This is a genomic window from Escherichia sp. KS167_9B (assembly GCF_030295215.1).
Taxonomy (GTDB): Bacteria; Pseudomonadota; Gammaproteobacteria; order Enterobacterales; family Enterobacteriaceae; genus Escherichia; species Escherichia coli_F.
Window position 1 is genome coordinate 1,215,681 of record NZ_AP025754.1, and the last position, 24,011, is coordinate 1,239,691.

21 protein-coding genes, 1 tRNA gene and 1 pseudogene are annotated in these 24,011 nt (G+C 52.8%); 21 read left to right on the top strand and 2 right to left on the bottom strand.

Annotated features, from left to right (window positions below; genetic code table 11):
* The first annotated feature begins 80 nt into the window (after positions 1-80).
* The 11 genes and pseudogenes from QUE34_RS05985 (at position 81) to QUE34_RS06035 (ending at position 11,269) form a co-directional block, all read left to right on the top strand.
* Positions 81-1,994, top strand: a complete 1,914-nt coding sequence (locus QUE34_RS05985; protein ID WP_075843146.1) for a phage tail tape measure protein — start codon at positions 81-83, stop codon at positions 1,992-1,994.
* A 15-nt stretch (positions 1,995-2,009) separates the two neighbouring features.
* Positions 2,010-3,401, top strand: a complete 1,392-nt coding sequence (locus QUE34_RS05990) for a DNA circularization protein (protein WP_286338940.1) — start codon at positions 2,010-2,012, stop codon at positions 3,399-3,401.
* Positions 3,398-4,457, top strand: a pseudogene (locus QUE34_RS05995) (phage baseplate assembly protein). Before QUE34_RS05990 ends, QUE34_RS05995 begins: the two are co-directional and overlap by 4 nt.
* The gene (locus tag QUE34_RS06000) at positions 4,457-4,990 is read left to right on the top strand and encodes a phage baseplate assembly protein V (RefSeq protein WP_075843144.1); all 534 of its coding nucleotides are present in this window, start codon (positions 4,457-4,459) and stop codon (positions 4,988-4,990) included. Before QUE34_RS05995 ends, QUE34_RS06000 begins: the two are co-directional and overlap by 1 nt.
* A gap of 5 nt (positions 4,991-4,995) precedes the next feature.
* Positions 4,996-5,409, top strand: coding sequence for a phage GP46 family protein (locus QUE34_RS06005; protein ID WP_057697897.1), 414 nt, complete (start codon positions 4,996-4,998; stop codon positions 5,407-5,409).
* A complete protein-coding gene (locus QUE34_RS06010; RefSeq protein WP_075843143.1) occupies positions 5,402-6,484 on the top strand; it encodes a baseplate J/gp47 family protein in 1,083 nt (360 codons plus the stop codon). The genes QUE34_RS06005 and QUE34_RS06010 overlap by 8 nt, the downstream gene beginning before the upstream one ends.
* Positions 6,484-7,074 carry a YmfQ family protein gene (locus QUE34_RS06015; RefSeq protein ID WP_075843142.1) on the top strand — a complete coding sequence of 197 codons (591 nt, stop codon included), beginning with the start codon at positions 6,484-6,486 and terminating at the stop codon, positions 7,072-7,074. The genes QUE34_RS06010 and QUE34_RS06015 overlap by 1 nt, the downstream gene beginning before the upstream one ends.
* A complete protein-coding gene (locus QUE34_RS06020; RefSeq protein WP_286338941.1) occupies positions 7,061-8,167 on the top strand; it encodes a phage tail protein in 1,107 nt (368 codons plus the stop codon). The genes QUE34_RS06015 and QUE34_RS06020 overlap by 14 nt, the downstream gene beginning before the upstream one ends.
* Positions 8,168-8,193: 26 nt before the next feature.
* Entirely contained in the window at positions 8,194-8,724 is a 531-nt protein-coding gene (locus tag QUE34_RS06025; protein WP_215260606.1) for a tail fiber assembly protein, read from the top strand.
* 23 nt (positions 8,725-8,747) lie between these two features.
* A complete protein-coding gene (locus QUE34_RS06030) occupies positions 8,748-10,670 on the top strand; it encodes a prophage tail fiber N-terminal domain-containing protein (RefSeq protein WP_179799921.1) in 1,923 nt (640 codons plus the stop codon).
* 14 nt (positions 10,671-10,684) lie between these two features.
* A complete protein-coding gene (locus tag QUE34_RS06035; protein WP_100733702.1) occupies positions 10,685-11,269 on the top strand; it encodes a DUF4376 domain-containing protein in 585 nt (194 codons plus the stop codon).
* A 139-nt stretch (positions 11,270-11,408) separates the two neighbouring features.
* Here QUE34_RS06035 and QUE34_RS06040 read toward each other — a convergent pair.
* Positions 11,409-11,496: transfer RNA gene (locus tag QUE34_RS06040), tRNA-Ser, on the bottom strand.
* Positions 11,497-11,921: 425 nt separating this feature from the next.
* On the opposite strand from QUE34_RS06040, the gene hyaA reads away from it, so the two are divergent.
* The 10 genes from hyaA (at position 11,922) to appA (ending at position 21,698) form a co-directional block, all read left to right on the top strand.
* Complete coding sequence (gene hyaA, locus QUE34_RS06045) at positions 11,922-13,040, top strand: hydrogenase 1 small subunit (RefSeq protein WP_001353311.1); 1,119 nt, start codon at positions 11,922-11,924, stop codon at positions 13,038-13,040.
* A complete protein-coding gene (gene hyaB, locus QUE34_RS06050) occupies positions 13,037-14,830 on the top strand; it encodes a Ni/Fe-hydrogenase large subunit (RefSeq protein ID WP_000107368.1) in 1,794 nt (597 codons plus the stop codon). Before hyaA ends, hyaB begins: the two co-directional genes overlap by 4 nt.
* 18 nt (positions 14,831-14,848) lie before the next feature.
* Complete coding sequence (hyaC, locus tag QUE34_RS06055; protein WP_001186429.1) at positions 14,849-15,556, top strand: Ni/Fe-hydrogenase b-type cytochrome subunit; 708 nt, start codon at positions 14,849-14,851, stop codon at positions 15,554-15,556.
* Complete coding sequence (gene hyaD, locus QUE34_RS06060) at positions 15,553-16,140, top strand: hydrogenase 1 maturation protease (RefSeq protein WP_000003634.1); 588 nt, start codon at positions 15,553-15,555, stop codon at positions 16,138-16,140. The genes hyaC and hyaD overlap by 4 nt, the downstream gene beginning before the upstream one ends.
* On the top strand, positions 16,137-16,535 hold the full coding sequence (hyaE, locus tag QUE34_RS06065; protein WP_000063963.1) for a hydrogenase-1 operon protein HyaE: 399 nt from the start codon (positions 16,137-16,139) through the stop codon (positions 16,533-16,535). Before hyaD ends, hyaE begins: the two co-directional genes overlap by 4 nt.
* Positions 16,532-17,389: a hydrogenase expression/formation protein gene (locus QUE34_RS06070; RefSeq protein WP_032302818.1), complete on the top strand. Its 858-nt coding sequence runs from the start codon at positions 16,532-16,534 to the stop codon at positions 17,387-17,389. The genes hyaE and QUE34_RS06070 overlap by 4 nt, the downstream gene beginning before the upstream one ends.
* A 133-nt stretch (positions 17,390-17,522) precedes the next feature.
* Positions 17,523-19,067, top strand: a complete 1,545-nt coding sequence (appC, locus tag QUE34_RS06075; RefSeq protein ID WP_000263563.1) for a cytochrome bd-II oxidase subunit 1 — start codon at positions 17,523-17,525, stop codon at positions 19,065-19,067.
* Positions 19,068-19,078: 11 nt separating this feature from the next.
* Positions 19,079-20,215 carry a cytochrome d ubiquinol oxidase subunit II gene (gene appB / locus QUE34_RS06080; protein ID WP_032302819.1) on the top strand — a complete coding sequence of 379 codons (1,137 nt, stop codon included), beginning with the start codon at positions 19,079-19,081 and terminating at the stop codon, positions 20,213-20,215.
* 12 nt (positions 20,216-20,227) lie between these two features.
* Positions 20,228-20,320: a cytochrome bd-II oxidase subunit CbdX gene (gene cbdX, locus QUE34_RS06085; RefSeq protein ID WP_000270305.1), complete on the top strand. Its 93-nt coding sequence runs from the start codon at positions 20,228-20,230 to the stop codon at positions 20,318-20,320.
* A 79-nt stretch (positions 20,321-20,399) separates the two neighbouring features.
* Complete coding sequence (appA, locus tag QUE34_RS06090; RefSeq protein ID WP_032302846.1) at positions 20,400-21,698, top strand: bifunctional acid phosphatase/4-phytase; 1,299 nt, start codon at positions 20,400-20,402, stop codon at positions 21,696-21,698.
* 120 nt (positions 21,699-21,818) lie between these two features.
* On the opposite strand, the gene etk is transcribed toward appA, so the two are convergent.
* Positions 21,819-23,999: a tyrosine-protein kinase gene (etk, locus tag QUE34_RS06095; RefSeq protein WP_000208674.1), complete on the bottom strand. Its 2,181-nt coding sequence runs from the start codon at positions 23,997-23,999 to the stop codon at positions 21,819-21,821.
* Positions 24,000-24,011 lie beyond the last annotated feature (12 nt).

The following is a 24,011-nucleotide window of genomic DNA, read 5'->3' on the forward strand; positions in this document are numbered from 1 at the left end:
ACTGGAGCTGCGACGGGTGGCTATTTCGCAGTTTACAGAACTGGAAGCCGAGGCCGTCCGCATTAACGAGGAGATGAAGCATGGCTGACAGTTTTCAGCTGAAGGCGATCATCACTGCCGTGGATAAGGTATCGGCACCGCTGAAGGGAATGCAGCGCCAGCTGAAAGGTTTTAAAAAGGAGTTTGCCAGCCTGTCACTGGGCGCAGCGGGTGCCGGAACCGCAGTACTGGGGGCGCTGGCGCTCCCGGTCAAATCTGCCATTGCCCTTGAATCAAAAATGGCGGATGTCCGGAAAGTGGTGGATGGTCTGGATACGCCGGAAGCGTTTAAGGCAATGACGGAGCAGGTGCGCGACCTGTCAACAGAACTGCCCATGTCGGCGGAAGGTATCGCCGAAATTGTGGCGGCGGGTGGTCAGGCTGGTATCGCCCGTGACGAGCTGATGCAGTTTACTGACGACGCCGTGAAGATGGGCGTGGCCTTTGACACCACGGCAGAAGAATCCGGCCAGATGATGGCACAGTGGCGCACTGCCTTTAAACTGACACAGGGAGAGGTGGCAGGACTTGCGGACAAGATTAACTATCTTGGTAATACCGGTCCTGCGAGTGCGAAAAAGATTTCTGATGTTGTGACCCGTATTGGCCCTTTAGGCAGTGTTGCGGGGGTGGCCTCCGGAGAGATTGCCGCAATGGGGGCAACCATTGCCGGAATGGGGGTGGAATCAGAAATTGCGGCGACGGGGATAAAGAATTTTATGCTGTCGCTGACAGCGGGGAATTCTGCCACCAAATCGCAGAAAAAAGCGCTTCGCCTGTTGCGCATTGACCCGAAAAAACTGGCGGCGGATATGCAGAAAGACGCCCGTGGGGCCATGCTGCACGTACTGGATTCTCTGGCGAAAGTGCCGAAAGAAAAACAGGCTGCTGTGCTTAATGCGCTGTTCGGGAAGGAGTCTCTGGGAGCCATTGCGCCGCTGCTAACGAATCTGGATTTGTTGCGAACCAATTTTAATCGTGTGGCGGATGCGCAGCAGTATGGCGGCTCAATGCAGAAAGAATATGCCGCCCGTGCGGCGACGACGGAAAATCAGTTGTTGCTGCTGCAGAACCAGATCAATGCGATTTCTTCCACGTTGGGGGATACCTTCCTGCCTTCAATCAATGAAGGCATAAAAGAGATGAAGCCTTTTCTGGAAGAAGTGCGCACGTTTGTCAGAGAAAATCCTGAGGTCGTAAAAACCATCGCGAAAACTGGTGCGGCATTACTGACGATGGGCGTGGCGATTGGCACATTGACACGCATAACAAAAATCATGGGTAGCGTGATGAATATGACGCCGGCAAAGGGATTAATTGCGCTTCTCGTCGGTGGCGCATATCTCATAATTGATAACTGGGAAACCGTTGGACCGGTTATTAAAAATGTCTGGGAAGTCATTGATGGCACCGCCCAGGCTATGGGGGGATGGGAAACGATCCTTAAAGCTATCGCCATTTTTATGGCGACAAAGTGGGTCACCGATGTCACTAAATCAATCAGCATTGTGACGAAGGATATGCGCACACTCGGCAAGGTCACTGCCGCTACCGGATTGTTTGGTAAAGGCGGGGGCGTTATCGGAAAAGCCGGTGTATATGGGATGCTGGCTTCTATGATGTGGGAGCCCGTCGAAAATGCACTTGAATCAATTCTGCCTGAGAGCGATGTTAACTGGGCCAGGGATCATGGCATATATCTGGCCTCTGACTGGACCCCGTTTTTTAATCGAAAAAATTATGAGGAATACCAGGCATCCCTTAATCAGCCGCGTCAGTACAAACCGAATGTTCCTTTGCTTAATCCGGCGATATCGTCTGTGGCAGCACGTGGTGAAATCAAAGTCACGTTTGACAATGCGCCACAGGGAATGCGCGTTATCGATTTGCCGAAAACAGGCGATCCCTTTATGAAAATCACCCATGACGTTGGGTATTCACCTTTCAGGCGTTAATAATGGGGTATCAGAATGGATTTTCCTTCCTTACCTTCTTTGTCCTCTTTGTTTTCTTCATCTTCCGGAACGACCTGGCGCGATAATCTTTACGATGCTTCATTTCGTGGCGTTCCGTTTTCGGTGGAAAGCGACGAGGGTTCGTTCGGACGCCGCGTTCAGGTCCATGAATACCCTAACCGTGATAAACCGTACACGGAAGATCTCGGGCGTGCCACGCGACGGCTGACGATTAATGCGTATCTCGTTTGTGATGATTATGCAGAGCAGCGCGATCGGCTGATTACAGCGATTGAAACCGCCGGGCCGGGGACGCTGATCCATCCGCAGTTCGGTGAAATGCAGGGCTGTATTGACGGACAGGTGACCGTTTCTCACTCTAGCACTGAAGGCCGAATGTGCCGGGTTTCATTTCAGTTTGTTGAGAGCGGGGAACTGTCATTTCCGGTCGCCGGAGCCGCAACCGCCAGAAAACTGGAGGAGTCGTCCGGATTCCTGGATGAGCTGATTGAGGACATGTTCGGCGATTTTGATCTCGCGGGTATACCGGACTTTATTCAGAACGACGTTATTGTCCGGGCAACCGATATGCTGGGAACCGTTCAGACGGCTTTCAAAATGGTTAATTCTGCTGTTTCTGCCGGAATGAGGCTGATGCAGGGCGATTTATCCGTCATTCTGATGCCGCCATCGGTTGCCAGTGATTTTGTGCATACGTTGCAGGATACCTGGCGGGCAGGAACCAGACTGGTGGACAACACACAGGATCTGGTGCAGTCCATAACGACAATGTCCGGTATTACGCTGGATCCAGGACTGGCACCGCGTGCGGTGTGGCCCACAGATTCCGCATCGGTTGTCAGGCAAAAACAGCAGACAAATCTGGTGGCTGCAGTCATCCGGACGACGGCAATCAGCGAGGCTGCAAGGGCGGTCACTTCACTGCCGCAACCCGGAAGTCTGGTGAAAAATCAGCAGGCGGTTGTGGCTGTTGGTGGTTCCACTGAACGTCAGTCCGATATCATTCATGTTTCTCATCCGGCACTTGACAGTGTGGCTGCCAGTACAGAGCAGAATGAGACAGCACAACCACCCACGCGGGAAAATCTCACCATCATACGCGAATCGCTGAACGCGGCGATTGAGCAGGAGCTCAGGCGTACGGCGAATGACAGGCTGTTTTTTCAGCTGACGTCATTACGTACAGAACTGAACCGGGATATTCAGGCCCGTCTGGTTCAGACGGAGGAAACCGCAGAGCGAACGCCAGCGGAAGTTCTGCCTGCGCTTGTTCTGGCTGCGTCATGGTACGACGATGCGTCCCGTGAAACTGATATCCTGGATCGAAATGCCATCTCCCATCCGGGCTTTGTTCCGGTCAGGGCATTAAGGGTACCCGTCAGATGAATAATACCGTTTTACTTCGGGTTTCCGGTCGCGAATGGGGCGGCTGGACATCCGTCCGTATCAGTGCGGGCATTAACCGTATTGCCCGGGATTTTAATGTTGCCATTACCACCCGCTGGCCCGGAAGCCGGGATTATCAACCCCGGATAAAAAATGGTGAGCTGGTTGAAGTGCTTATCGGGGATGAGCCAGTTCTCACCGGATATGTGGAGGCACTACCGCTTCGTTATGACGCCAGCAGTGTCAGCATGGGAATTGTCGGGCGAAGCAAAACAGCCGATCTGGTTGACTGCTCTGCTTTGCCACTCCAGCAGAGCGGAAAAAACCTGCTCAGAATAGTCAGTGAACTGGCTGCACCATTTGGCATCACCGTTGTTGATGCTGGCGTGCCGCAGACAGCGGTGATTGATGCCCAGCCGGAACACGGCGAAACCGTTGCTGATTGTCTTAACCGGTTGCTGGGGCAGGTTCAGACGCTGGCTGGCTTATGACGATGAATGCGGGCGACTGGTTCTGGGAAAACCCGGAACAGGCAAAGCGGCGACAGCACTGGTGCTGGGAGAGAATATTCTTTCCTGTGACACGGAAAGAAGCATCAGAGAGCGGTTTTCTGAATATCAGGTCAGTGGGCAGCGCCCGGGTAACGACGATGATTTTGGTGAGGCCACCATTGCCGCAATACGTCAGACAATTCAGGACAGTGGCGTGACCCGTTATCGCCCTTTGTTGATTCAGCAGTCAGGTACAGCAACGACAGCAACCTGTAAGGCCCGTTGTGAATTTGAAGCGCGTCAACGGGCTGCGCTTACCCGTGAGACAACATATACGGTTCAGGGCTGGCGGCAGGGCAGTGGCGCGTTATGGCGTCCGGGGTTATCTGTCATCGTTTTCGACCCGCTGAATAATTTTGATAATGATGAACTGGTGATCGCAGAAGTCACCTATAACCAGGACGACCGGGGCACGACGACTGAATTACGGGTTGGCCCGGCAGATGCTTATCTCCCCGAGCCTGTTACCGCCAGGAAGAAAAAAAATGTTGAGGAGGATTTCTGATGAACGGGTTTTCTCTTCGCAATCTGATTTCCCGGGCTGTCATCACGGCGGTGGATTCCGCCAGAAAGTGTCAGTCTGTAGGGTTGAAAATGATAGCCGGAGATCAGAAACAACACGTTGAGCACCTTGAACCTTATGGTTTTACATCTGCCGCACAGAACGGTGCTGAGGGGGTTGCTTTATTCCCGGCGGGCGACCGTTCTCATGGTGTGGTTGTGGTCGTGGCTGACAGACGTTACCGGCTGAAAGGACTGAAACGTGGGGAAGTGGCGCTTTATGACGATCAGGGGCAGTCAGTTGTCCTGACCCGTTCCGGTATTGTGGTGAACGGGGCCGGTAAGCCCATTATTTTTAAAAACGCGTCTAAAGCGCGCTTTGAAATGCCTGTCGAATCCACCGCTGATATTACTGACAATTGCGACAGTGGCGGACTCAGCATGCAGCAAATGCGGCAGACCTACAATGCCCACAAACACACCGAAAATGGTGATGGTGGTGGGATCACTGACACGCCGGACCAACCGATGGGCTGAAAATCATGATGATTAATGTTAACGGGCGATCCGTGTCGACCGGGGCTTCGCTCGACCTTCTGACGCGTGCTGTGATTATTTCGCTTTTTACCTGGCGACGTGCCGGGCGGGATGATGATGCACCGCAGATATTTGGATGGTGGGGGGATACCTGGCCTGCGGTTCAGAATGATCGCACGGGGTCGCGTCTGTATCTGTTGCGACGCAGCAAGTTGACAAATAAAACCCCGCAGCTTGCCAGAGATTATGCCCGTGAGGCGCTGGCGTGGATGGTGGAGGATGGTGCTGCTTCCCGTCTTGATATTAACGCTGTCCGGACCGGGACAGACTCGCTGGCACTTGCCATTACCATTTACCAGCGTGACGGCAATATTCACAACATTATTTTTGATGATATCTGGAGTGAACTGAATGGCTGACAGTCAGTTTTATCGCCCCGGCCTCCCGCAACTTATTTCTATGATCCGGAGCGATTTATTAACCCGCTTTGAGCAGGATACGCTGCTTCGTCGTATGGATGCGGAAGTGTATGCCCGTGTACAGGCTGCAGCCGTACACACGTTATACGGGTATATCGATTATCTTGCCAGAAATCTGTTGCCGGACATGTGTGATGAAGACTGGTTGTACCGGCACGCCAGAATCAAACGTTGCCCGCGAAAAGATGCGGTGGCAGCCCGGGGATTTGTGCGCTGGGATGGCGTAGAGGGGACGCCGGTATTGCCAGCGGGAACGCAGATCCAGCGTGATGATCAGGTGACCTTCACCACGACGGCGACGGTGACCGCAGCCGATGGTCTTCTCCGGGTGCCTGTTGTGGCAGACGAACCGGGATCGGCGGGGAATACGGATGATGGTATTGCCATGCAGCTGGGAACACCCGTCAGTGGTCTGCCGTCCACAGGGTACGCAGACACCATTACAGACGGTGAAGATATTGAAAATCTGGAAATATGGCGTGCCCGCGTTATGGAACGTTATTACTACATTCCACAGGGGGGCGCAGACCCTGATTATGTTATCTGGGCGAAAGAAGTTCAGGGTATTAACCGTGCATGGACTTTCAGACACTGGAAAGGGATTGGAACGGTTGGCGTGATGGTGGCGACAAACGATCCGGAACACCCGGCCCCGGATGAAAGCGTGATTAACGCAGTCAGGGACCACATCCTTCCTCTGGCACCTGTTGCCGGAAGCGGATTGTATGTATTCGGTGCCACAGAAAAAGTCATCCCGATGACGATTGCGTTATCGAAAGACACACCGCAGATCAGGGCGGCAATAAAATCAGAACTGAATGCGCTGATGTTCCGGGATGGTGTGCCGGAAGGGCGCATGTATCTGTCCAGAATCAGCGAGGCTATCAGTTTATCTGCAGGTGAGGTGGCCCATCGACTCATCGACCCTTCATCGGATATTGACCTGGGGGAAACTGAGCTTCTGGTGCTCGGGGAGATCACATGGCAGGCTTATGACCCGGTAAGGAGTAAATAATGGATACGTTACAGGATGATTATACAAAATTGTTGTATGGCCTGATGCCGCCGGGACCTGCATGGTCAGATACCGACGGTGTACTTGACGGTCTGGCACCATCGCTTGTGCGTGTTCACCAGCGGGCTGATGAACTGGTGATTGAAATCGATCCCGGTCAGTCCACAGAGCTGATTGAACGTTATGAAGAATTGTATGGTTTACCTGATTCCTGTTCCCCTGTCGGAACCCAGACATTACGCCAGCGTCAGCAACGTCTTGAAGCAAAAGCCAATGTGGCTGGTGGCATAAATGAGCAGTTCTTCCTGGATCAGCTTGAGGCGCTGGGATATACCGGCGTGACGATCGAACAGTTCCAGAATCTGGATGCAAGCCCCGATCCGGAATGGGGAGATCGCTGGCGTTATTTCTGGCGTGTGACGTTGCCGGTGGATGCCGGTGCTCAGTGGCAGACATGCACAGACGCCTGCAACACACCGATCCGGATGTGGGGGGATACGGTTGCGGAGTGCGTGATTAATAAATTATGTCCGTCACACACCGTCGTTTTATTTTCCTATCCAGACGAGGATGAAGATGCACAGGATTGATACGCTGACAGCGGTAAAAGATAAGTTTGGCCCGGGCAAGAACGGATTTACTGATGGAAATCTTCGCACAGGACGTCTTGCCACCTGGCTGAACAGTGCAATGTGGGATGCCATTCAGGAGGAAATCTGTGGTGTCATTGAGAAGGCCGGGATAGAACTGAATAAAAAAGAACACGATCAGCTATATAAAGCCATATTATTACTGGTGGGTGGTGCAATTAACGAAGAGGCATTGCTGATAAAAAATAACCTTTCGGATGTGGAAGACAAGGATGAGGCTGTTGAAAACCTCGGATTAAAACCCACGGTGGACAAGGCAAAAAATGCCGTTCAGCGTGATGGCGACACCATGACCGGGAAACTGATATTGCCTCAGACTTCTGCATTTGGTGTAAATACAGAGAATATACTGGGCGGGAATTCACTTGCGATAGGTGAAGGGCAAACGGGTTTAAAGCAGGTATCAGGCACACTTTCCATATTTGTACAGGGAAATGAAGTTTTTTATCTGGAGGAGGATACCATTACCGCGATGGTGGATATTCTGCTCAATGGCTATTTGTCAGCGGATAAGGTGATGGTAGCCAGTAGCTCTGGCGGCTGGATTGATATGCGTAACCAGAGTGTTTTTCTTGGACGCAATCCGGTAAGCACAAACAGTGCCCAGGCTTTGTTGCGTCAGGATCATGCAGACAGAAAGTATTTCCTGGGGGGGTTGGGGAATAAGCAGTTCGGCATTTACATGATAAATAACAGCCGTTCAGATAATGGTACGGACGGGCAGGCGTATATGGACGAGTCGGGAAACTGGCTATGTGGTCGTCAGATTATCCCGTCAGACTACGGAAACTTCGATGCACGTTACGCAAAAACAGGGGCCAGTATCACTTCTGTAAGGCTGGGGTCAAGACAAAGCTACTCCCCCGCAGGTAACTGGTATACCTGGACGCAGGACCTTGGTAGCGGAAACGTCATGACCGGGATAATCGTTCAGGATACTGGCGACAATTCTGCAGATAACATTGGTGGTATTTATTACCGGACCATTCAGTATTGTGTGAATGGTACCTGGATGAATGTATCGTCGATATGAATTCGCGTAAAAGAACGGTAAACACCATGATAAACATTAAAAACTTCAGAGAATACACACCGGAAAATCCACCAGTAGCGTGGGCGTTATATCTCATCAGTGAGGATGGTCAGGACTGGTACGAATGCCAGAAACAGTTTGCGACGAATACATACAAAATCATGTATGACAGTAATAACATTGTCCGCAGCATTACAACCGATGTTTCTGCGCTCTGTCCACTTAATGCAAGTGTTACCGAACTGGATGTACTTCCTGATGGTGTGAATATTGATGGTGGATGGTATTACCAGGACGGCGAAGTGCTGCCTGTGCCAGTGGATTATGTGGCCAAAGCAGAGGCAGAACGTCAGCGTCTGCTGATGACGGCACAGGATATCACATCCGGTTGGGCTACCGACCTGGCGCTGGGCATTCTCAGTGATGAAGAAAAAGAAAAACTGAAAGTCTGGCGTATTTACGCAAAGGAATTGCAGGCGATGGATTTCAGCACTATTACTGATAAAGCCTCATATAACGCCATTGAGTGGCCCGTCTCTCCGGAAACCTCTTCCTGATTTAATTTATCGCGAGAAAAACTATGTCTGTAGTGATATCAGGTGCGTTGACTGATGGCGCAGGCATCCCCATGTCCGGATGCCACATAATTCTGAAATCCCGTGTGAACACCTCAGAGGTGGTGATGCGCACAGTTGCCGACGTGGTGACAGGAAACTGTGGCGAGTACTGTTTTAAGGCGCAGGCCGGAAAATATTGCGTGTATCTGAAGCAGGACTGGCGCGATGAGTACTATGTTGGCGACATTACTGTATACGATGACTCAAAGCCCGGCACACTGAATGATTTTCTGACCGCCCCCGATGAAGGCGACCTCAAACCTGATGTAGTGAAACGCTTTGAGGAAATGGTGGCGCAGGCGCAGCAGAGCGCCGAAGCCACCACTACCGCCCGTGATGATGCGGAACGTCTTGCGGGTGAGGCAGAAAACAGCGCACAGACATCAGGCTCTGCGCGGGATGAATCGGTTGATGCTGCTGAACGAGCCCGTCAGCACAAGGAAGCTGCGTCCTCAGCAGCAACCAGTGCCGGGCAGTCAGCAAATGTTGCGCTGGGCCATGAAAATAACGCTGCCGAATATGCCCGGCAGGCCAGAATCAGTCAGGAAGCGAGCGCAGACAATGCGCAGGAAGCGAAACAGTACAGGGATGAGGCACAGCAGATAGTTGATGACCTGAATGCAACAAATGCCAGCACGACAGAAAAAGGACTGGTGCAACTGTGTAGTGACACGGATAACGACAGCGAGGAACTGGCTGCCACGCCAAAGGCTGTCAAAACCGTCATGGAGGAGACGAAAACAAAAGCGCCACTGGACAGCCCGGCTTTCACCGGCACCCCAACCACCCCAACCCCACCGGATGATGCCGCCGGTCTGGAAGCAGCGAACGCAGCGTTTGTGCGCAAACTGCTTGCTGCGCTGGTTGGCTCATCACCGGAAGTTCTGGACACCCTGAACGAGCTGGCAGCGGCGCTGGGTAATGACCCGAACTTTGCGACCTCAATGATGAATGCGCTGGCAGGCAAACAACCGCTTAATGACGTCTTAACGGCAATCAGCGCACTGACGCAACGGGCAGATAATCTTCTGTACTTCAATACAGACGGGAATGCCTCACTGTCTCTGCTGTCAGAGAAGGGCCGCGCATTACTGGCGCATGACACGGCTGAAGCCATGCGCACGGAGCTTGAGCTGAACGCGGCTGCGACGATGGAACCCCAGAGTGATATCCGTGACCGCACACCGGGCAGGCTGGCCCTGTCCGGGATGTATGGGTTTGGACAGGCATTAACCAGAGCCGAAGCCCTGGCGTTTGAGGGGCTGTCTGATTTCGTTGAGTGGTTGAAGAAAGTCACGCCGGGGCGGTATGCGGTCAGTATTACAGACTCCTCGCAACTGCTTACCGGTACCACGCAATTTAACGGCATTATTGATGTGATGTGGTCACCGTACGCCAACAGTGAATCCGACACAGTCCGCAAATTTAAAACCCTGATGTGCTACAACCAGTATTATCAGGGTGAACACTGTATTCACTATATGCAGTACCGGTACAACGACAGCGATAACAGCTGGAACATGTCATCGCGGGTAGTTGTATACGACGGAGATTCACTGGCGTACCTGCTGTCCAGGATGGCGGGCTCAGGCTCATATTATAAATACCCGGCCGTTGGTGTGCCGATTATGGCGGCATATCAGGGGGAGAGTTTTGGTGCAGATGCGTCTCTGGGGCTCGGTGATATTGTGCCGGGTTCCCGTCTTGGCCCTCTGGCTATGAGTGCACGGGTTAGCGATACAGGGACATACGCATCCTCACCGCAGGTTGTGATTGGCGGTGCTGGTGAATACAACTTCCCCGGTCGTTACACGGCGCTTTCGGGGACCCGCATTAGTCACGATACAACGCGTGGCTATATCGGTCTTTTTGTACGCATTGAGTAATAAGGAAATAAGACATGAAAATCAGAGCGGTGAAAGGCATCAGAAACGCGCATTATCTTGAAAATGGTGCGGTTGACTGCGAGGTGTTATTTGAAGGTGAAACGGAGTTCGTCCTGTATACCGCCATACAGGATGATATGGCCCCGACAGGCCAGCATGTCTGGCAGGAGCTGCAAAGCGGGAAATGGGGCGAAATCGCCCCGTTCACCGTCACGCCGGAACTTATTGCAGCGGCAAAGGATGCCAAAAGGCGGGAAATTGAGGCATGGCGCGACAGTCAGGAAAACGTTGAGTTTATTTTCACGTTTGATGACCGTCGTTTTGATGGCGGAAAAACCTCGCAGTCACGCCTTGCCCCCGTGGTTGCAACAGCACAGGCCGGACTGCTTCCGGAGGGTTTTTTCTGGACTGATGCGGATAATAACAACGTCGTACTGACCAGGGAGAAACTTATTGCGCTGAACGATGCCATGATGGCGGCCATGGTGACGGAGGGCTTTAAAATCCACGAACGTCAGCGGGAGATGAAAGAGGAGCTGAGTAGCCTCGAGGATTTACACTCAATCAGGAAGTTGCTCGTTAACTCAGAAAAAATTTGAGATACCAAAGACATCAAAGAGGTGCTGGCGGGAAAATATCGCAGATATTAAAAACTGAAAATATACCAATTGGTATACCAAGTTTATACCAAGAACCCAAAAAGCAAAGGGGCTACCATTTGGTAACCCCTTGATTATTTGGCGGAAGCGCAGAGATTCGAACTCTGGAACCCTTTCGGGTCGCCGGTTTTCAAGACCGGTGCCTTCAACCGCTCGGCCACACTTCCGGAATGACGCGCACTATAAACATCCCGATGCGGCGTGTAAACCCCTAATTTGTTCGTTTGCCTGAAAAACAGCCAAAACCGCATTGATAGCGTGAAATAACAGCAGTTTGATCATTTCATCACCATGAATTCCTTCTCTTTTACTCGTTTAGCAACTGGCTAAACGTCCCCAATGCCCGGCAAAAGAAAAATAGGTCCATTTTTATCGCTAAAAGATAAAACCACATGGTTTGTATTGTTTTGTGCAAAAGTTTCACTACGCTTTATTAACAATACTATCTGGCGACGTGCGCCAGTGCAGAAGGATGAGCTTTCGTTTTCAGCATCTCACGTGAAGCGATGGTTTGCCTTGCTACAGGGACGTCGCTTGCCGACCATAAGCGCCCGGTGTCCTGCCGGTGTCGCAAGGAGAAGAGACGTGCGATATGAATAACGAGGAAACATTTTACCAGGCCATGCGGCGTCAGGGCGTTACCCGACGCAGCTTTCTCAAATATTGCAGTCTGGCTGCCACGTCGCTGGGATTAGGCGCGGGAATGGCACCAAAGATTGCCTGGGCGCTGGAGAATAAACCGCGCATTCCTGTGGTGTGGATCCACGGTCTTGAATGCACCTGCTGTACCGAATCTTTTATCCGCTCCGCTCACCCACTGGCGAAGGACGTCATTCTTTCTCTTATTTCCCTCGATTACGACGATACCTTGATGGCTGCTGCCGGTACCCAGGCGGAAGAAGTCTTTGAAGACATCATCACGCAATACAATGGCAAATATATCCTCGCAGTAGAAGGTAATCCACCGCTGGGTGAGCAGGGGATGTTCTGTATCAGCAGTGGTCGACCGTTTATTGAAAAACTCAAACGCGCCGCCGCCGGAGCCAGTGCGATTATCGCCTGGGGAACCTGTGCTTCCTGGGGATGCGTGCAGGCCGCGCGGCCCAATCCAACGCAGGCCACACCAATCGACAAAGTGATCACCGACAAACCGATCATTAAAGTGCCGGGCTGCCCGCCGATCCCGGATGTGATGAGCGCCATCATTACTTACATGGTGACGTTTGATCGTCTGCCGGATGTCGACAGAATGGGCCGTCCATTGATGTTCTATGGTCAGCGTATTCACGATAAATGTTATCGCCGCGCTCACTTCGACGCCGGAGAGTTCGTGCAGAGCTGGGATGATGACGCTGCCCGTAAAGGTTACTGTCTGTACAAAATGGGCTGCAAAGGGCCTACCACCTATAACGCCTGTTCCTCCACACGCTGGAACGATGGCGTTTCCTTCCCGATCCAGTCTGGTCACGGCTGTCTGGGTTGTGCGGAAAATGGTTTCTGGGATCGCGGTTCATTCTACAGCCGCGTAGTCGATATTCCACAAATGGGTACCCATTCCACCGCTGATACCGTCGGCTTAACCGCGCTTGGCGTGGTGGCTGCGGCTGTTGGTGTACATGCGGTCGCCAGCGCCGTTGATCAGCGCAGACGTCATAACCAGCAACCTACAGAAACCGAACAACAGCCAGGCAATGAGGATAAACAGGCATGAGCACTCAGTACGAAACTCAGGGATACACCATCAACAATGCCGGACGCCGCCTGGTGGTCGACCCGATTACGCGCATTGAAGGCCACATGCGCTGTGAAGTGAATATTAACGATCAGAATGTGATCACCAATGCCGTCTCCTGCGGCACCATGTTTCGCGGGCTGGAGATCATTCTGCAAGGGCGCGACCCGCGCGATGCGTGGGCGTTCGTGGAACGTATTTGCGGCGTCTGTACCGGCGTACACGCTCTGGCTTCGGTCTATGCCATCGAAGATGCTATCGGCATTAAAGTGCCGGACAACGCTAATATCATTCGCAACATTATGCTGGCGACGCTCTGGTGCCATGACCATCTGGTGCACTTTTATCAGCTTGCCGGGATGGACTGGATCGATGTGTTAGATGCGCTGAAAGCCGACCCGCGGAAAACCTCCGAACTGGCGCAAAGCCTCTCCTCATGGCCGAAATCATCCCCTGGTTATTTCTTCGATGTGCAAAACCGACTGAAGAAATTCGTTGAAGGCGGGCAGTTGGGGATCTTCCGTAACGGTTACTGGGGGCACCCGCAGTATAAACTGCCGCCAGAAGCCAACCTGATGGGCTTTGCTCACTATCTCGAAGCTCTCGATTTCCAGCGTGAAATTGTCAAAATCCACGCGGTCTTTGGTGGTAAAAACCCACATCCAAACTGGATTGTTGGCGGGATGCCGTGCGCTATCAACATTGACGAAAGTGGCGCGGTCGGGGCGGTCAATATGGAGCGCCTGAATCTGGTGCAGTCGATCATTACCCGCACGGCGGATTTCATTAATAACGTGATGATCCCCGACGCTTTAGCCATCGGTCAGTTCAACAAACCGTGGAGCGAAATCGGCACTGGTCTTTCTGATAAATGTGTCCTCAGTTACGGGGCGTTCCCGGATATTGCCAACGACTTTGGCGAGAAAAGTCTGCTAATGCCTGGCGGCGCGGTGATCAACGGCGACTTCAAAAATGTGCTGCCAGTGGATTTAGTCGATCCGCAACAAGTGCAGGAATTTGTCGATCACGCCTGGTATCGTTATCCCAACGATCAGGTCGGGCGTCATCCGTTCGATGGTATTACCGACCCGTGGTACAACCCCGGCGATGTCAAAGGCAGCGATACCAACATTCAGCAGCTGAATGAACAGGAACGCTACTCGTGGATCAAAGCGCCACGCTGGCGCGGTAACGCGATGGAAGTGGGGCCGCTGGCACGCACATTGATCGCTTATCACAAAGGCGATGCTGCGACCGTTGAGTCGGTCGATCGCATGATGTCGGCGTTGAACCTGCCGCTTTCCGGCATCCAGTCAACGTTGGGCCGCATTTTGTGCCGCGCGCACGAAGCGCAGTGGGCCGCAGGTAAGTTGCAATACTTCTTCGACAAGTTGATGACCAACCTTAAAAACGGCAATCTCGCCACCGCGTCCACTGAAAAATGGGAACCTGCAACCTGGCCGACAGAGTGCCGTGGTGTCGGTTTTACCGAAGCGCCGCGTGGAGCGCTAGGCCACTGGGCTGCCATTCGTGACGGCAAGATTGATCTCTACCAGTGTGTGGTGCCGACCACCTGGAACGCCAGCCCGCGCGACCCCAAAGGGCAAATTGGCGCTTATGAAGCCGCGCTGATGAACACCAAAATGGCGATCCCCGAGCAACCGCTGGAGATCCTGCGTACTCTGCACAGCTTTGACCCGTGCCTCGCCTGTTCAACACACGTGCTGGGCGACGACGGTAGCGAGCTGATCTCCGTGCAGGTGCGTTAACAGCGAAGGAGAATCATCATGCAACAGAAAAGCGACAACGTTGTCAGTCACTATGTCTTCGAAGCGCCAGTGCGGATCTGGCATTGGCTGACGGTGTTATGCATGGCGGTGTTGATGGTCACCGGATACTTTATCGGCAAGCCGCTGCCTTCGGTCAGCGGTGAGGCGACGTATCTGTTTTATATGGGCTACATCAGGTTAATTCACTTCAGCGCCGGGATGGTTTTTACCGTGGTCTTGCTGATGCGGATCTACTGGGCTTTTGTCGGCAATCGCTACTCACGCGAGCTGTTTATCGTGCCGGTATGGCGTAAAAGCTGGTGGCAGGGCGTGTGGTATGAAATCCGCTGGTATCTGTTTCTGGCAAAACGTCCGAGTGCCGATATAGGTCATAACCCCATCGCCCAGGCGGCGATGTTCGGCTATTTCCTGATGTCGGTATTTATGATCGTCACCGGCTTTGCGCTGTACAGCGAACATAGTCAGTACGCTATTTTTGCGCCGTTCCGTTATGTGGTGGAATTTTTCTACTGGACGGGTGGCAACTCAATGGACATTCACAGCTGGCATCGGCTGGGGATGTGGCTGATTGGCGCGTTTGTGATCGGTCATGTCTACATGGCGCTGCGTGAAGACATCATGTCCGACGACACGGTGATCTCCACCATGGTTAACGGCTACCGTAGCCACAAATTTGGCAAAATAAGTAACAAGGAGCGTTCATGAGCGAGCAACGCGTGGTGGTAATGGGGCTGGGCAATCTGCTGTGGGCCGATGAAGGCTTCGGCGTGCGGGTGGCGGAACGGTTGTATGCCCATTACCACTGGCCCGATGAAGTCGAGATTGTTGATGGCGGCACTCAGGGACTGAACTTGCTGGGGTATGTCGAAAGCGCCAGCCATCTGCTAATTCTCGACGCCATTGATTACGGGCTGGAACCCGGAACGCTACGAACGTATGCCGGAGAACGCATTCCGGCCTATCTCAGCGCGAAGAAAATGAGCCTGCACCAGAACAGTTTCTCCGAAGTACTGGCGCTGGCAGATATCCGCGGAAATCTGCCAGCACATATTGCCCTCGTCGGCCTGCAACCCGCGATGCTCGACGACTACGGCGGTAGCCTGAGCGAACTGGCTCGGGAGCAACTGCCCGCCGCGGAACAGGGGGCGCTGGCGCAACTGGCTGCGTGGGGAATTGAGCCGCAACCGGCTAATGAATCGCGCTGTCTCAATTATGACTGTCTGTCGATGGAAAACTACGAAGGCGTTCGCTTGCGCCAGTACCGGATGACGCTGGAGGAGCAGGAATGAGCAACGACACGCCATTTGATGCGTTGTGGCAACGTATGCTGGCGCGCGGCTGGACGCCGATCAGTGAATCCCGTCTTGACGACTGGCTTACGCAAGCGCCAGACGGTGTGGTGTTATTAAGCAGTGACCCGAAACGCACGCCAGAGGTCAGCGATAATCCGGTAATGATTGGCGAATTACTGCGCGAGTTTCCTGATTATACATGGCAGGTAGCGATTGCCGACCTTGAGCAAAGCGAAGCCATCGGTGATCGTTTTGGCGTATTTCGTTTTCCCGCCACACTGGTGTTTACCGGTGGTAGCTATCGCGGCGTGCTGAATGGTATTCACCCGTGGGCGGAACTGATAAACCTGATGCGCGGGCTTGTCGAACCGCAACAGGAGCGTGCCTCATGAGCGAAACTTTTTTCCATCTGCTGGGGCCAGGAACGCAACCGAACGATGACAGTTTCAGCATGAATCCACTGCCGATCACCTGTCAGGTGAATGATGAACCGAGTATGGCGGCCCTGGAGCAATGTGCTCACAGCCCGCAGGTGATTGCGCTATTAAACGAGTTACAACATCAACTAAGCGAGCGCCAGCCGCCGCTGGGTGAGGTGCTGGCAGTCGATCTGTTCAATCTCAACGCCGACGATCGTCACTTTATCAATACGCTTCTCGGGGAAGGGGAAGTGTCAGTGCGCATTCAGCAGGCTGATGGTAGTGAAAGTGAAATTCAGGAGGCGATCTTCTGCGGATTATGGCGGGTTCGCAGACGTCGCGGTGAACAGTTGCTGGAGGACAAACTGGAGGCTGGCTGCGCGCCGCTGGCATTGTGGCAGGCGGCAACGCAAAACGTCTTGCCGACAGATTCGCTGTTACCGCCGCCCATTGATGGCCTGATGAATGGCCTACCGTTGGCTCATGAATTACTGGCACATGTACGTAATCCCGACGCGCAGCCGCACAGCATTAATCTGACGCAATTACCTATCAGCGAGGCTGATCGGCTTTTTCTCTCACGTCTCTGTGGGCCGGGAAATATTCAGATTCGCACCATTGGCTATGGCGAGAGCTATATTAACGCGACCGGCCTGCGGCATGTCTGGCATTTACGCTGTACGGACACCTTAAAAGGCCCGTTACTTGAGAGTTATGAAATCTGCCCAATACCGGAAGTGGTGCTGGCAGCGCCAGAAGATTTGGTCGACTCTGCGCAGCGGCTTAGCGAGGTATGTCAGTGGCTGGCGGAAGGTGCACCGACGTAAAAAGACGGTAAGTATCGCTTTCAGGCTTATGAATATCGCAATCGGCGAATACCTCTGGTCGTAGAGTTTCAGGATAAAGAGGGAGATCTACCATTAACGGGTTATTTTTCTCTCTTCGCCTACAGGAGTGCGCATGTGGGATGTCATTGATTTATCGCGCTGGCAGTTTGCTCTGACCGCGCTGTATCACTTTTTATTTGTACCCCTTACCCTGGGGCTGATTTTTTTGCTGGCTATCATGGAAACCATTTACGTGGTCACCGGCAAAACAATCTACCGCGATATGACGCGCTTCTGGGGTAAGCTCTTCGGTATCAACTTTGCTCTTGGCGTGGCTACCGGCCTGACGATGGAGTTTCAGTTTGGTACTAACTGGTCATTCTATTCCAACTATGTGGGCGATATTTTTGGCGCACCGCTGGCAATGGAAGCATTAATGGCCTTCTTCCTCGAATCCACCTTTGTCGGGCTGTTCTTCTTCGGCTGGCAACGGCTGAATAAATACCAGCACCTGCTGGTGACGTGGCTGGTGGCGTTCGGTTCAAATCTCTCTGCGTTGTGGATATTGAATGCCAACGGTTGGATGCAATACCCGACCGGTGCGCATTTTGATATCGACACCCTTCGTATGGAAATGACCAGCTTCAGCGAGCTGGTCTTTAACCCGGTCAGCCAGGTGAAATTTGTGCACACCGTAATGGCGGGCTACGTGACCGGGGCCATGTTTATTATGGCGATCAGCGCCTGGTATTTACTGCGCGGACGGGAACGCGATGTTGCATTACGCTCGTTTGCCATCGGTTCCGTCTTCGGTACTCTGGCGATTATCGGTACGCTGCAACTCGGAGACAGTTCTGCGTATGAAGTCGCGCAAGTACAACCGGTAAAACTGGCGGCAATGGAAGGGGAGTGGCAAACGGAACCTGCACCTGCACCGTTCCATGTAGTTGCCTGGCCGGAACAGGATCAAGAGCGTAACGCCTTTGCCATCAAAATTCCTGCGCTGCTAGGGATCCTCGCCACTCACTCATTAGATAAACCCGTGCCGGGTCTGAAGAATTTGATGGCTGAAACCTACCCACGCTTGCAACGCGGACGTATGGCCTGGCTGTTAATGCAGGAAATATCGCAAGGCAATCGTGAGCCGCATGTGTTGCAGGCATTCCGGGAGCTGGAAGGCGACCTTGGTTACGGCATGTTGCTCTCCCGCTATGCGCCGGATATGAACCATGTCACAGCTGCACAGTACCAGGCGGCGATGCGTGGCGCGATACCTCAGGTTGCGCCGGTATTCTGGAGTTTCCGCATCATGGTGGGCTGTGGTTCTCTGCTGCTACTGGTGATGCTGATTGCGCTTGTCCAGACGCTGCGTGGCAAAATCGACCAGCATCGCTGGGTACTGAAAATGGCGCTCTGGAGTTTGCCGCTGCCGTGGATTGCGATTGAAGCCGGGTGGTTTATGACCGAGTTTGGTCGTCAGCCGTGGGCGATACAGGACATCTTACCGACATACTCCGCGCACTCCGCTTTAACCACAGGACAACTGGCTTTCTCACTGATCATGATCGTAGGGCTTTACACCCTGTTCTTAATCGCCGAAGTCTACCTGATGCAGAAATATGCCCGTCTGGGGCCGAGCGCGATGCAGAGTGAACAACCGACGCAGCAACAGGGGTAAAGGAGAAAATCATGTTTGATTATGAAACATTGCGCTTCATCTGGTGGCTGCTGATTGGCGTGATCCTGGTGGTCTTTATGATCTCCGATGGATTTGACATGGGGATCGGCTGTCTGCTGCCGCTGGTGGCGCGTAATGATGATGAACGCCGGATAGTGATAAACAGCGTTGGCGCGCACTGGGAAGGCAATCAGGTCTGGTTAATCCTCGCAGGTGGGGCATTATTTGCCGCCTGGCCCAGAGTGTATGCAGCGGCGTTTTCCGGCTTTTATGTGGCGATGATTCTGGTGCTGTGCTCGCTGTTCTTCCGCCCGCTGGCCTTTGATTATCGTGGGAAAATCGCCGATGCACGCTGGCGTAAAATGTGGGATGCCGGACTGGTCATCGGCAGTCTGGTGCCGCCGGTAGTCTTCGGTATTGCCTTCGGCAACTTGCTGCTCGGCGTGCCGTTTGCCTTCACACCGCAATTACGCGTGGAATATCTCGGCAGTTTTTGGCAACTGCTGACGCCATTCCCTTTATTGTGCGGATTGCTCAGCCTTGGGATGGTGATTTTGCAAGGTGGCGTCTGGTTACAACTAAAAACTGTTGGTGTGATTCATCTGCGTTCACAGCTGGCGACCAAACGCGCCGCACTGCTGGTGATGCTGTGCTTTTTGCTGGCGGGTTACTGGCTGTGGGTCGGTATTGATGGCTTTGTACTGCTCGCCCAGGATGCTAACGGTCCTTCCAATCCGTTAATGAAACTGGTGGCAGTGCTACCTGGTGCCTGGATGAATAATTTCGTCGAATCGCCTGTTTTGTGGATCTTCCCGCTGCTGGGGTTCTTCTGTCCATTGCTGACGGTGATGGCGATTTATCGTGGTCGCCCGGGATGGGGATTTTTGATGGCGTCATTGATGCAATTTGGCGTAATTTTCACGGCAGGCATCACGCTGTTCCCTTTTGTCATGCCTTCGAGCGTAAGTCCGATCTCCAGCCTGACGTTGTGGGACAGCACTTCCAGCCAGTTGACGCTGAGCATTATGTTGGTAATCGTGCTGATATTTTTGCCCATTGTGTTGCTCTACACTCTCTGGAGCTACTACAAAATGTGGGGGCGCATGACAACAGAAACTCTCCGCCGTAACGAAAACGAGATGTACTAAGGAGCAGGAACAATGTGGTATTTACTTTGGTTCGTCGGCATTTTGTTGATGTGTTCGCTCTCCACCCTTGTGTTGGTATGGCTGGACCCGCGTCTGAAAAGTTAACGAACGTAAGCCTGATGAGGCGCATTAGCGTCGCATCAGGCAATCAATAATGTCGGATATGAAAAGCGGAAACATATCGATGAAAGCGATCTTGATCCCATTCTTATCTCTTCTGATTCCGTTCACCCCGCAATCTGCATTCGCTCAGAGTGAGCCGGAGCTGAAGCTGGAAAGTGTGGTGATTGTCAGTCGTCATGGTGTGCGTGCGCCCACCAAAGCCACGCAACTCATGCAGGATGTCACCCCAGACGCATGGCCAACCTGGCCGGTTCAACTGGGTTGGCTGACACCGCGCGGGGGTGAGCTAATCGCTTATCTCGGGCATTACCAACGCCAGCGTCTGGTGGCTGACGGATTGCTGGCGAAAAAGGGCTGCCCGCAGCCTGGTCAGGTCGCGATTATTGCTGATGTCGACGAGCGTACCCGTAAAACAGGCGAAGCCTTCGCCGCCGGGCTGGCACCTGACTGTGCAATAACCGTACATACCCAGGCAGATACGTCCAGTCCCGATCCGTTATTTAATCCTCTAAAAACTGGCATTTGCCAACTGGATAACGCGAACGTGACTGACGCGATCCTCAGCAGGGCAGGAGGGTCAATTGCTGACTTTACCGGGCATCGGCAAACGGCGTTTCGCGAACTGGAACAGGTGCTTAATTTCCCACAATCAAACTTGTGCCTTAACCGTGAGAAACAGGACGAAAGCTGTTCATTAACGCAGGTATTACCATCGGAACTCAAGGTGAGCGCCGACAATGTCTCATTAACCGGTGCGGTAAGCCTGGCGTCAATGCTGACGGAGATATTTCTCCTGCAACAAGCACAGGGAATGCCGGAGCCGGGGTGGGGAAGGATCACCGATTCACACCAGTGGAACACCTTGCTAAGCCTGCATAACGCGCAGTTTTATTTGCTACAACGCACGCCAGAGGTTGCCCGCAGTCGTGCCACCCCGTTGTTGGATTTGATCATGACAGCGTTGATGCCCCATCCACCGCAAAAACAGGTGTATGGTGTGACATTACCCACTTCAGTGCTGTTTATCGCCGGACACGATACTAATCTGGCAAATCTCGGCGGCGCACTGGAGCTCAACTGGACGCTTCCAGGTCAGCCGGATAACACACCGCCAGGGGGTGAACTGGTGTTTGAACGCTGGCGTAGGCTAAGCGATAACAGCCATTGGATTCAGGTTTCGCTGGTCTTCCAGACTTTACAGCAGATGCGTGATAAAACGCCGCTATCATTAAATACGCCGCCCGGAGAGGTGAAACTGACCCTGGCAGGATGTGAAGAGCGAAACGCGCAGGGCATGTGTTCGTTGGCCGGTTTTACGCAAATCGTGAATGAAGCACGCATACCGGCGTGCAGTTTGTAATGCATAAAAAAAGAGCATTCAGTTACCTGAATGCTCTGAAGCTGATGACAAACGAAGAACTGTCTGATGCGTAGGCCGGAAAAGGCGTTCACGCCGCATCCGGCCACCTTACCTTCAGTTTTACTCTTTCTCGGAGTAACTATAACCGTAATAGTTATAGCCATAACTGTAAGCGGTGCTGGCGCGTTTAATCACACCATTGAGGATTGCGCCTTTAATATTAACGCCAGCCTGTTCCAGACGCTGCATTGACAAGCTCACCTCTTTGGCGGTGTTCAAGCCAAAACGCGCAACCAGCAGGCTGGTGCCGACAGAGCGCCCCACGACCGCAGCATCGCTCACCGCCAGCATCGGCGGCGTATCGACAATCACCAGATCGTAATGGTCGTTCGCCCATTCCAGTAATTGACGCATCCGATCGCGCATCAGCAGTTCAGACGGGTTAGGTGGCACCTGACCGCGAGTAATCACATCAAAGCCTCCTTTGCCAAAATGCTGGATCACTTTGTTGAGCTCATCTTTCCCTGCCAGATATTCCGACAAGCCATGTTCATTACTCACGGTAAACAGGTTATGCGAATAACCACGACGTAAGTCGGCATCAATAAATAACACTTTTTGATCGGACTGGGCGATCACCGCCGCCAGAGTTGAACTGACGAACGTTTTACCACTGTCTGGCGTCGCACCGGTGATCATCAGAATGTTATTCTCTGTCTCCATCATAGCGAAGTGCAGACTGGTTCGTAGCGCACGTACGGCTTCCACAGCAGAATCCGCCGGGTTATCCACCGCCAGGAAGGGGATATTTTTAGTACGATGGCGCTGCTGATTAGAAAATAAATTTTTCTTACGCAGACGGGTACGCTTATCCAGCCACTCGGACATCGGGATAGTGGCATAAACGCTGATGCCGTGCTCTTCCAGTTGTTCCGGTGCTTCTACACCACGACGCAACATCGCACGCGCCAGCACGGCACCCACCGAAATAAACAGGCCAAGAATAAAACCAAGCACCACATTCAACGCTTTTTTCGGTTTCACTGGCTGCGGCTGAGTGACTGCCGGGTCGATAATCCGCACGTTACCAATCGCACTGGATTTCGAAATACTCAACTCCTGCTGGCGGTTAAGTAATTGCAGATATACCGCACGGCCCGCTTCTACGTCACGGCTTAAACGCAATACTTCCTGTTGAGTGGAAGGCATTGCCGATACCCGCTTATTCAGGCGTTTGCGTTCTTGCTCCAGCGTCTGGCGTTTTTCCAGCAGCGCACGATAAGTTGGGTGATCTTTCTTATACAGCTGGGAGATCTCGGCCTCGCGGAAGGTCAGCTCATTGAGTTGATTATCAACGTTAACAATCTGCTCAAGAACGGCTTTGGCTTCCAGGTTAAGGTCAACCGAATCGCGCTGCTGGCGATAAACGTTGAGTTTTTCTTCCGCCTGGTCCAGCTCGCTGCGCACTTCTGGCAACTGGCGCTGTAAGAATTCAAGGCTTTGTGAATCCTGCGCCGCCTGGCGAGCGATATTCTGTTGCAAATAGTTGTTAGCGATGCTGTTCAGAATACGAGTAATCAACTGGGGATCATCACCGGTCATGGTAAGTTCCAGCATCCCGCTTTCTTTACTGCGTTCGCTAACGGTAAAGGTTTCCTGCAACGCGTTAATCGCTTCCAGTTCGGTACGCTGGCTCAGGACAAACTGCGTTCCTGGTTTGGCCTTAATGTCCGCGATAGTCAGCGCAACGCCGTCTTTTTCCAGACGCTGGCCGACCATACCATTGACGGTGAACCCTTCACCTTCCAGCGTATAGTGGCCATTTTCCCCAACTGTGAGTGTAAGTTGCTGATCCTGACCATTCAGTTGTGGAATATGCATCCAGCTGATCGCCAGCTCACCTGGTTTCTCTTTGGTTAATCTCGCCCAGCCGCGACCCACAATCGGAAAATACTTCTGCTCAACCATGTCGCGCAGATTCAGTTCAGCAATGGTTTTACCGAGAATCATGCGCGATTGCAGCAGTTGGATCTCCGGTGCTGACTCGGGCGATGAGTTAGGGATCATATCGCTCAGGCCGCTGAGAATGGCGTTGCCCTGTTTCTGCTCAACCTGGACCAGAGTATCTGCCTGATAAATTGGCGTGCTTAACAGCGAGTAAGCGACAGCGATCAGCGTGAACAACGCGGTTACGCTGATAATAAACTTACGGTGATCCCATAACTCGCCGACCAGACGAAGCAGATCGATCTCATTTTCCTGAGTGCTGCCTGGTGGCGTATTCATATTTTTAGTTGTCATCGTATTTTATAA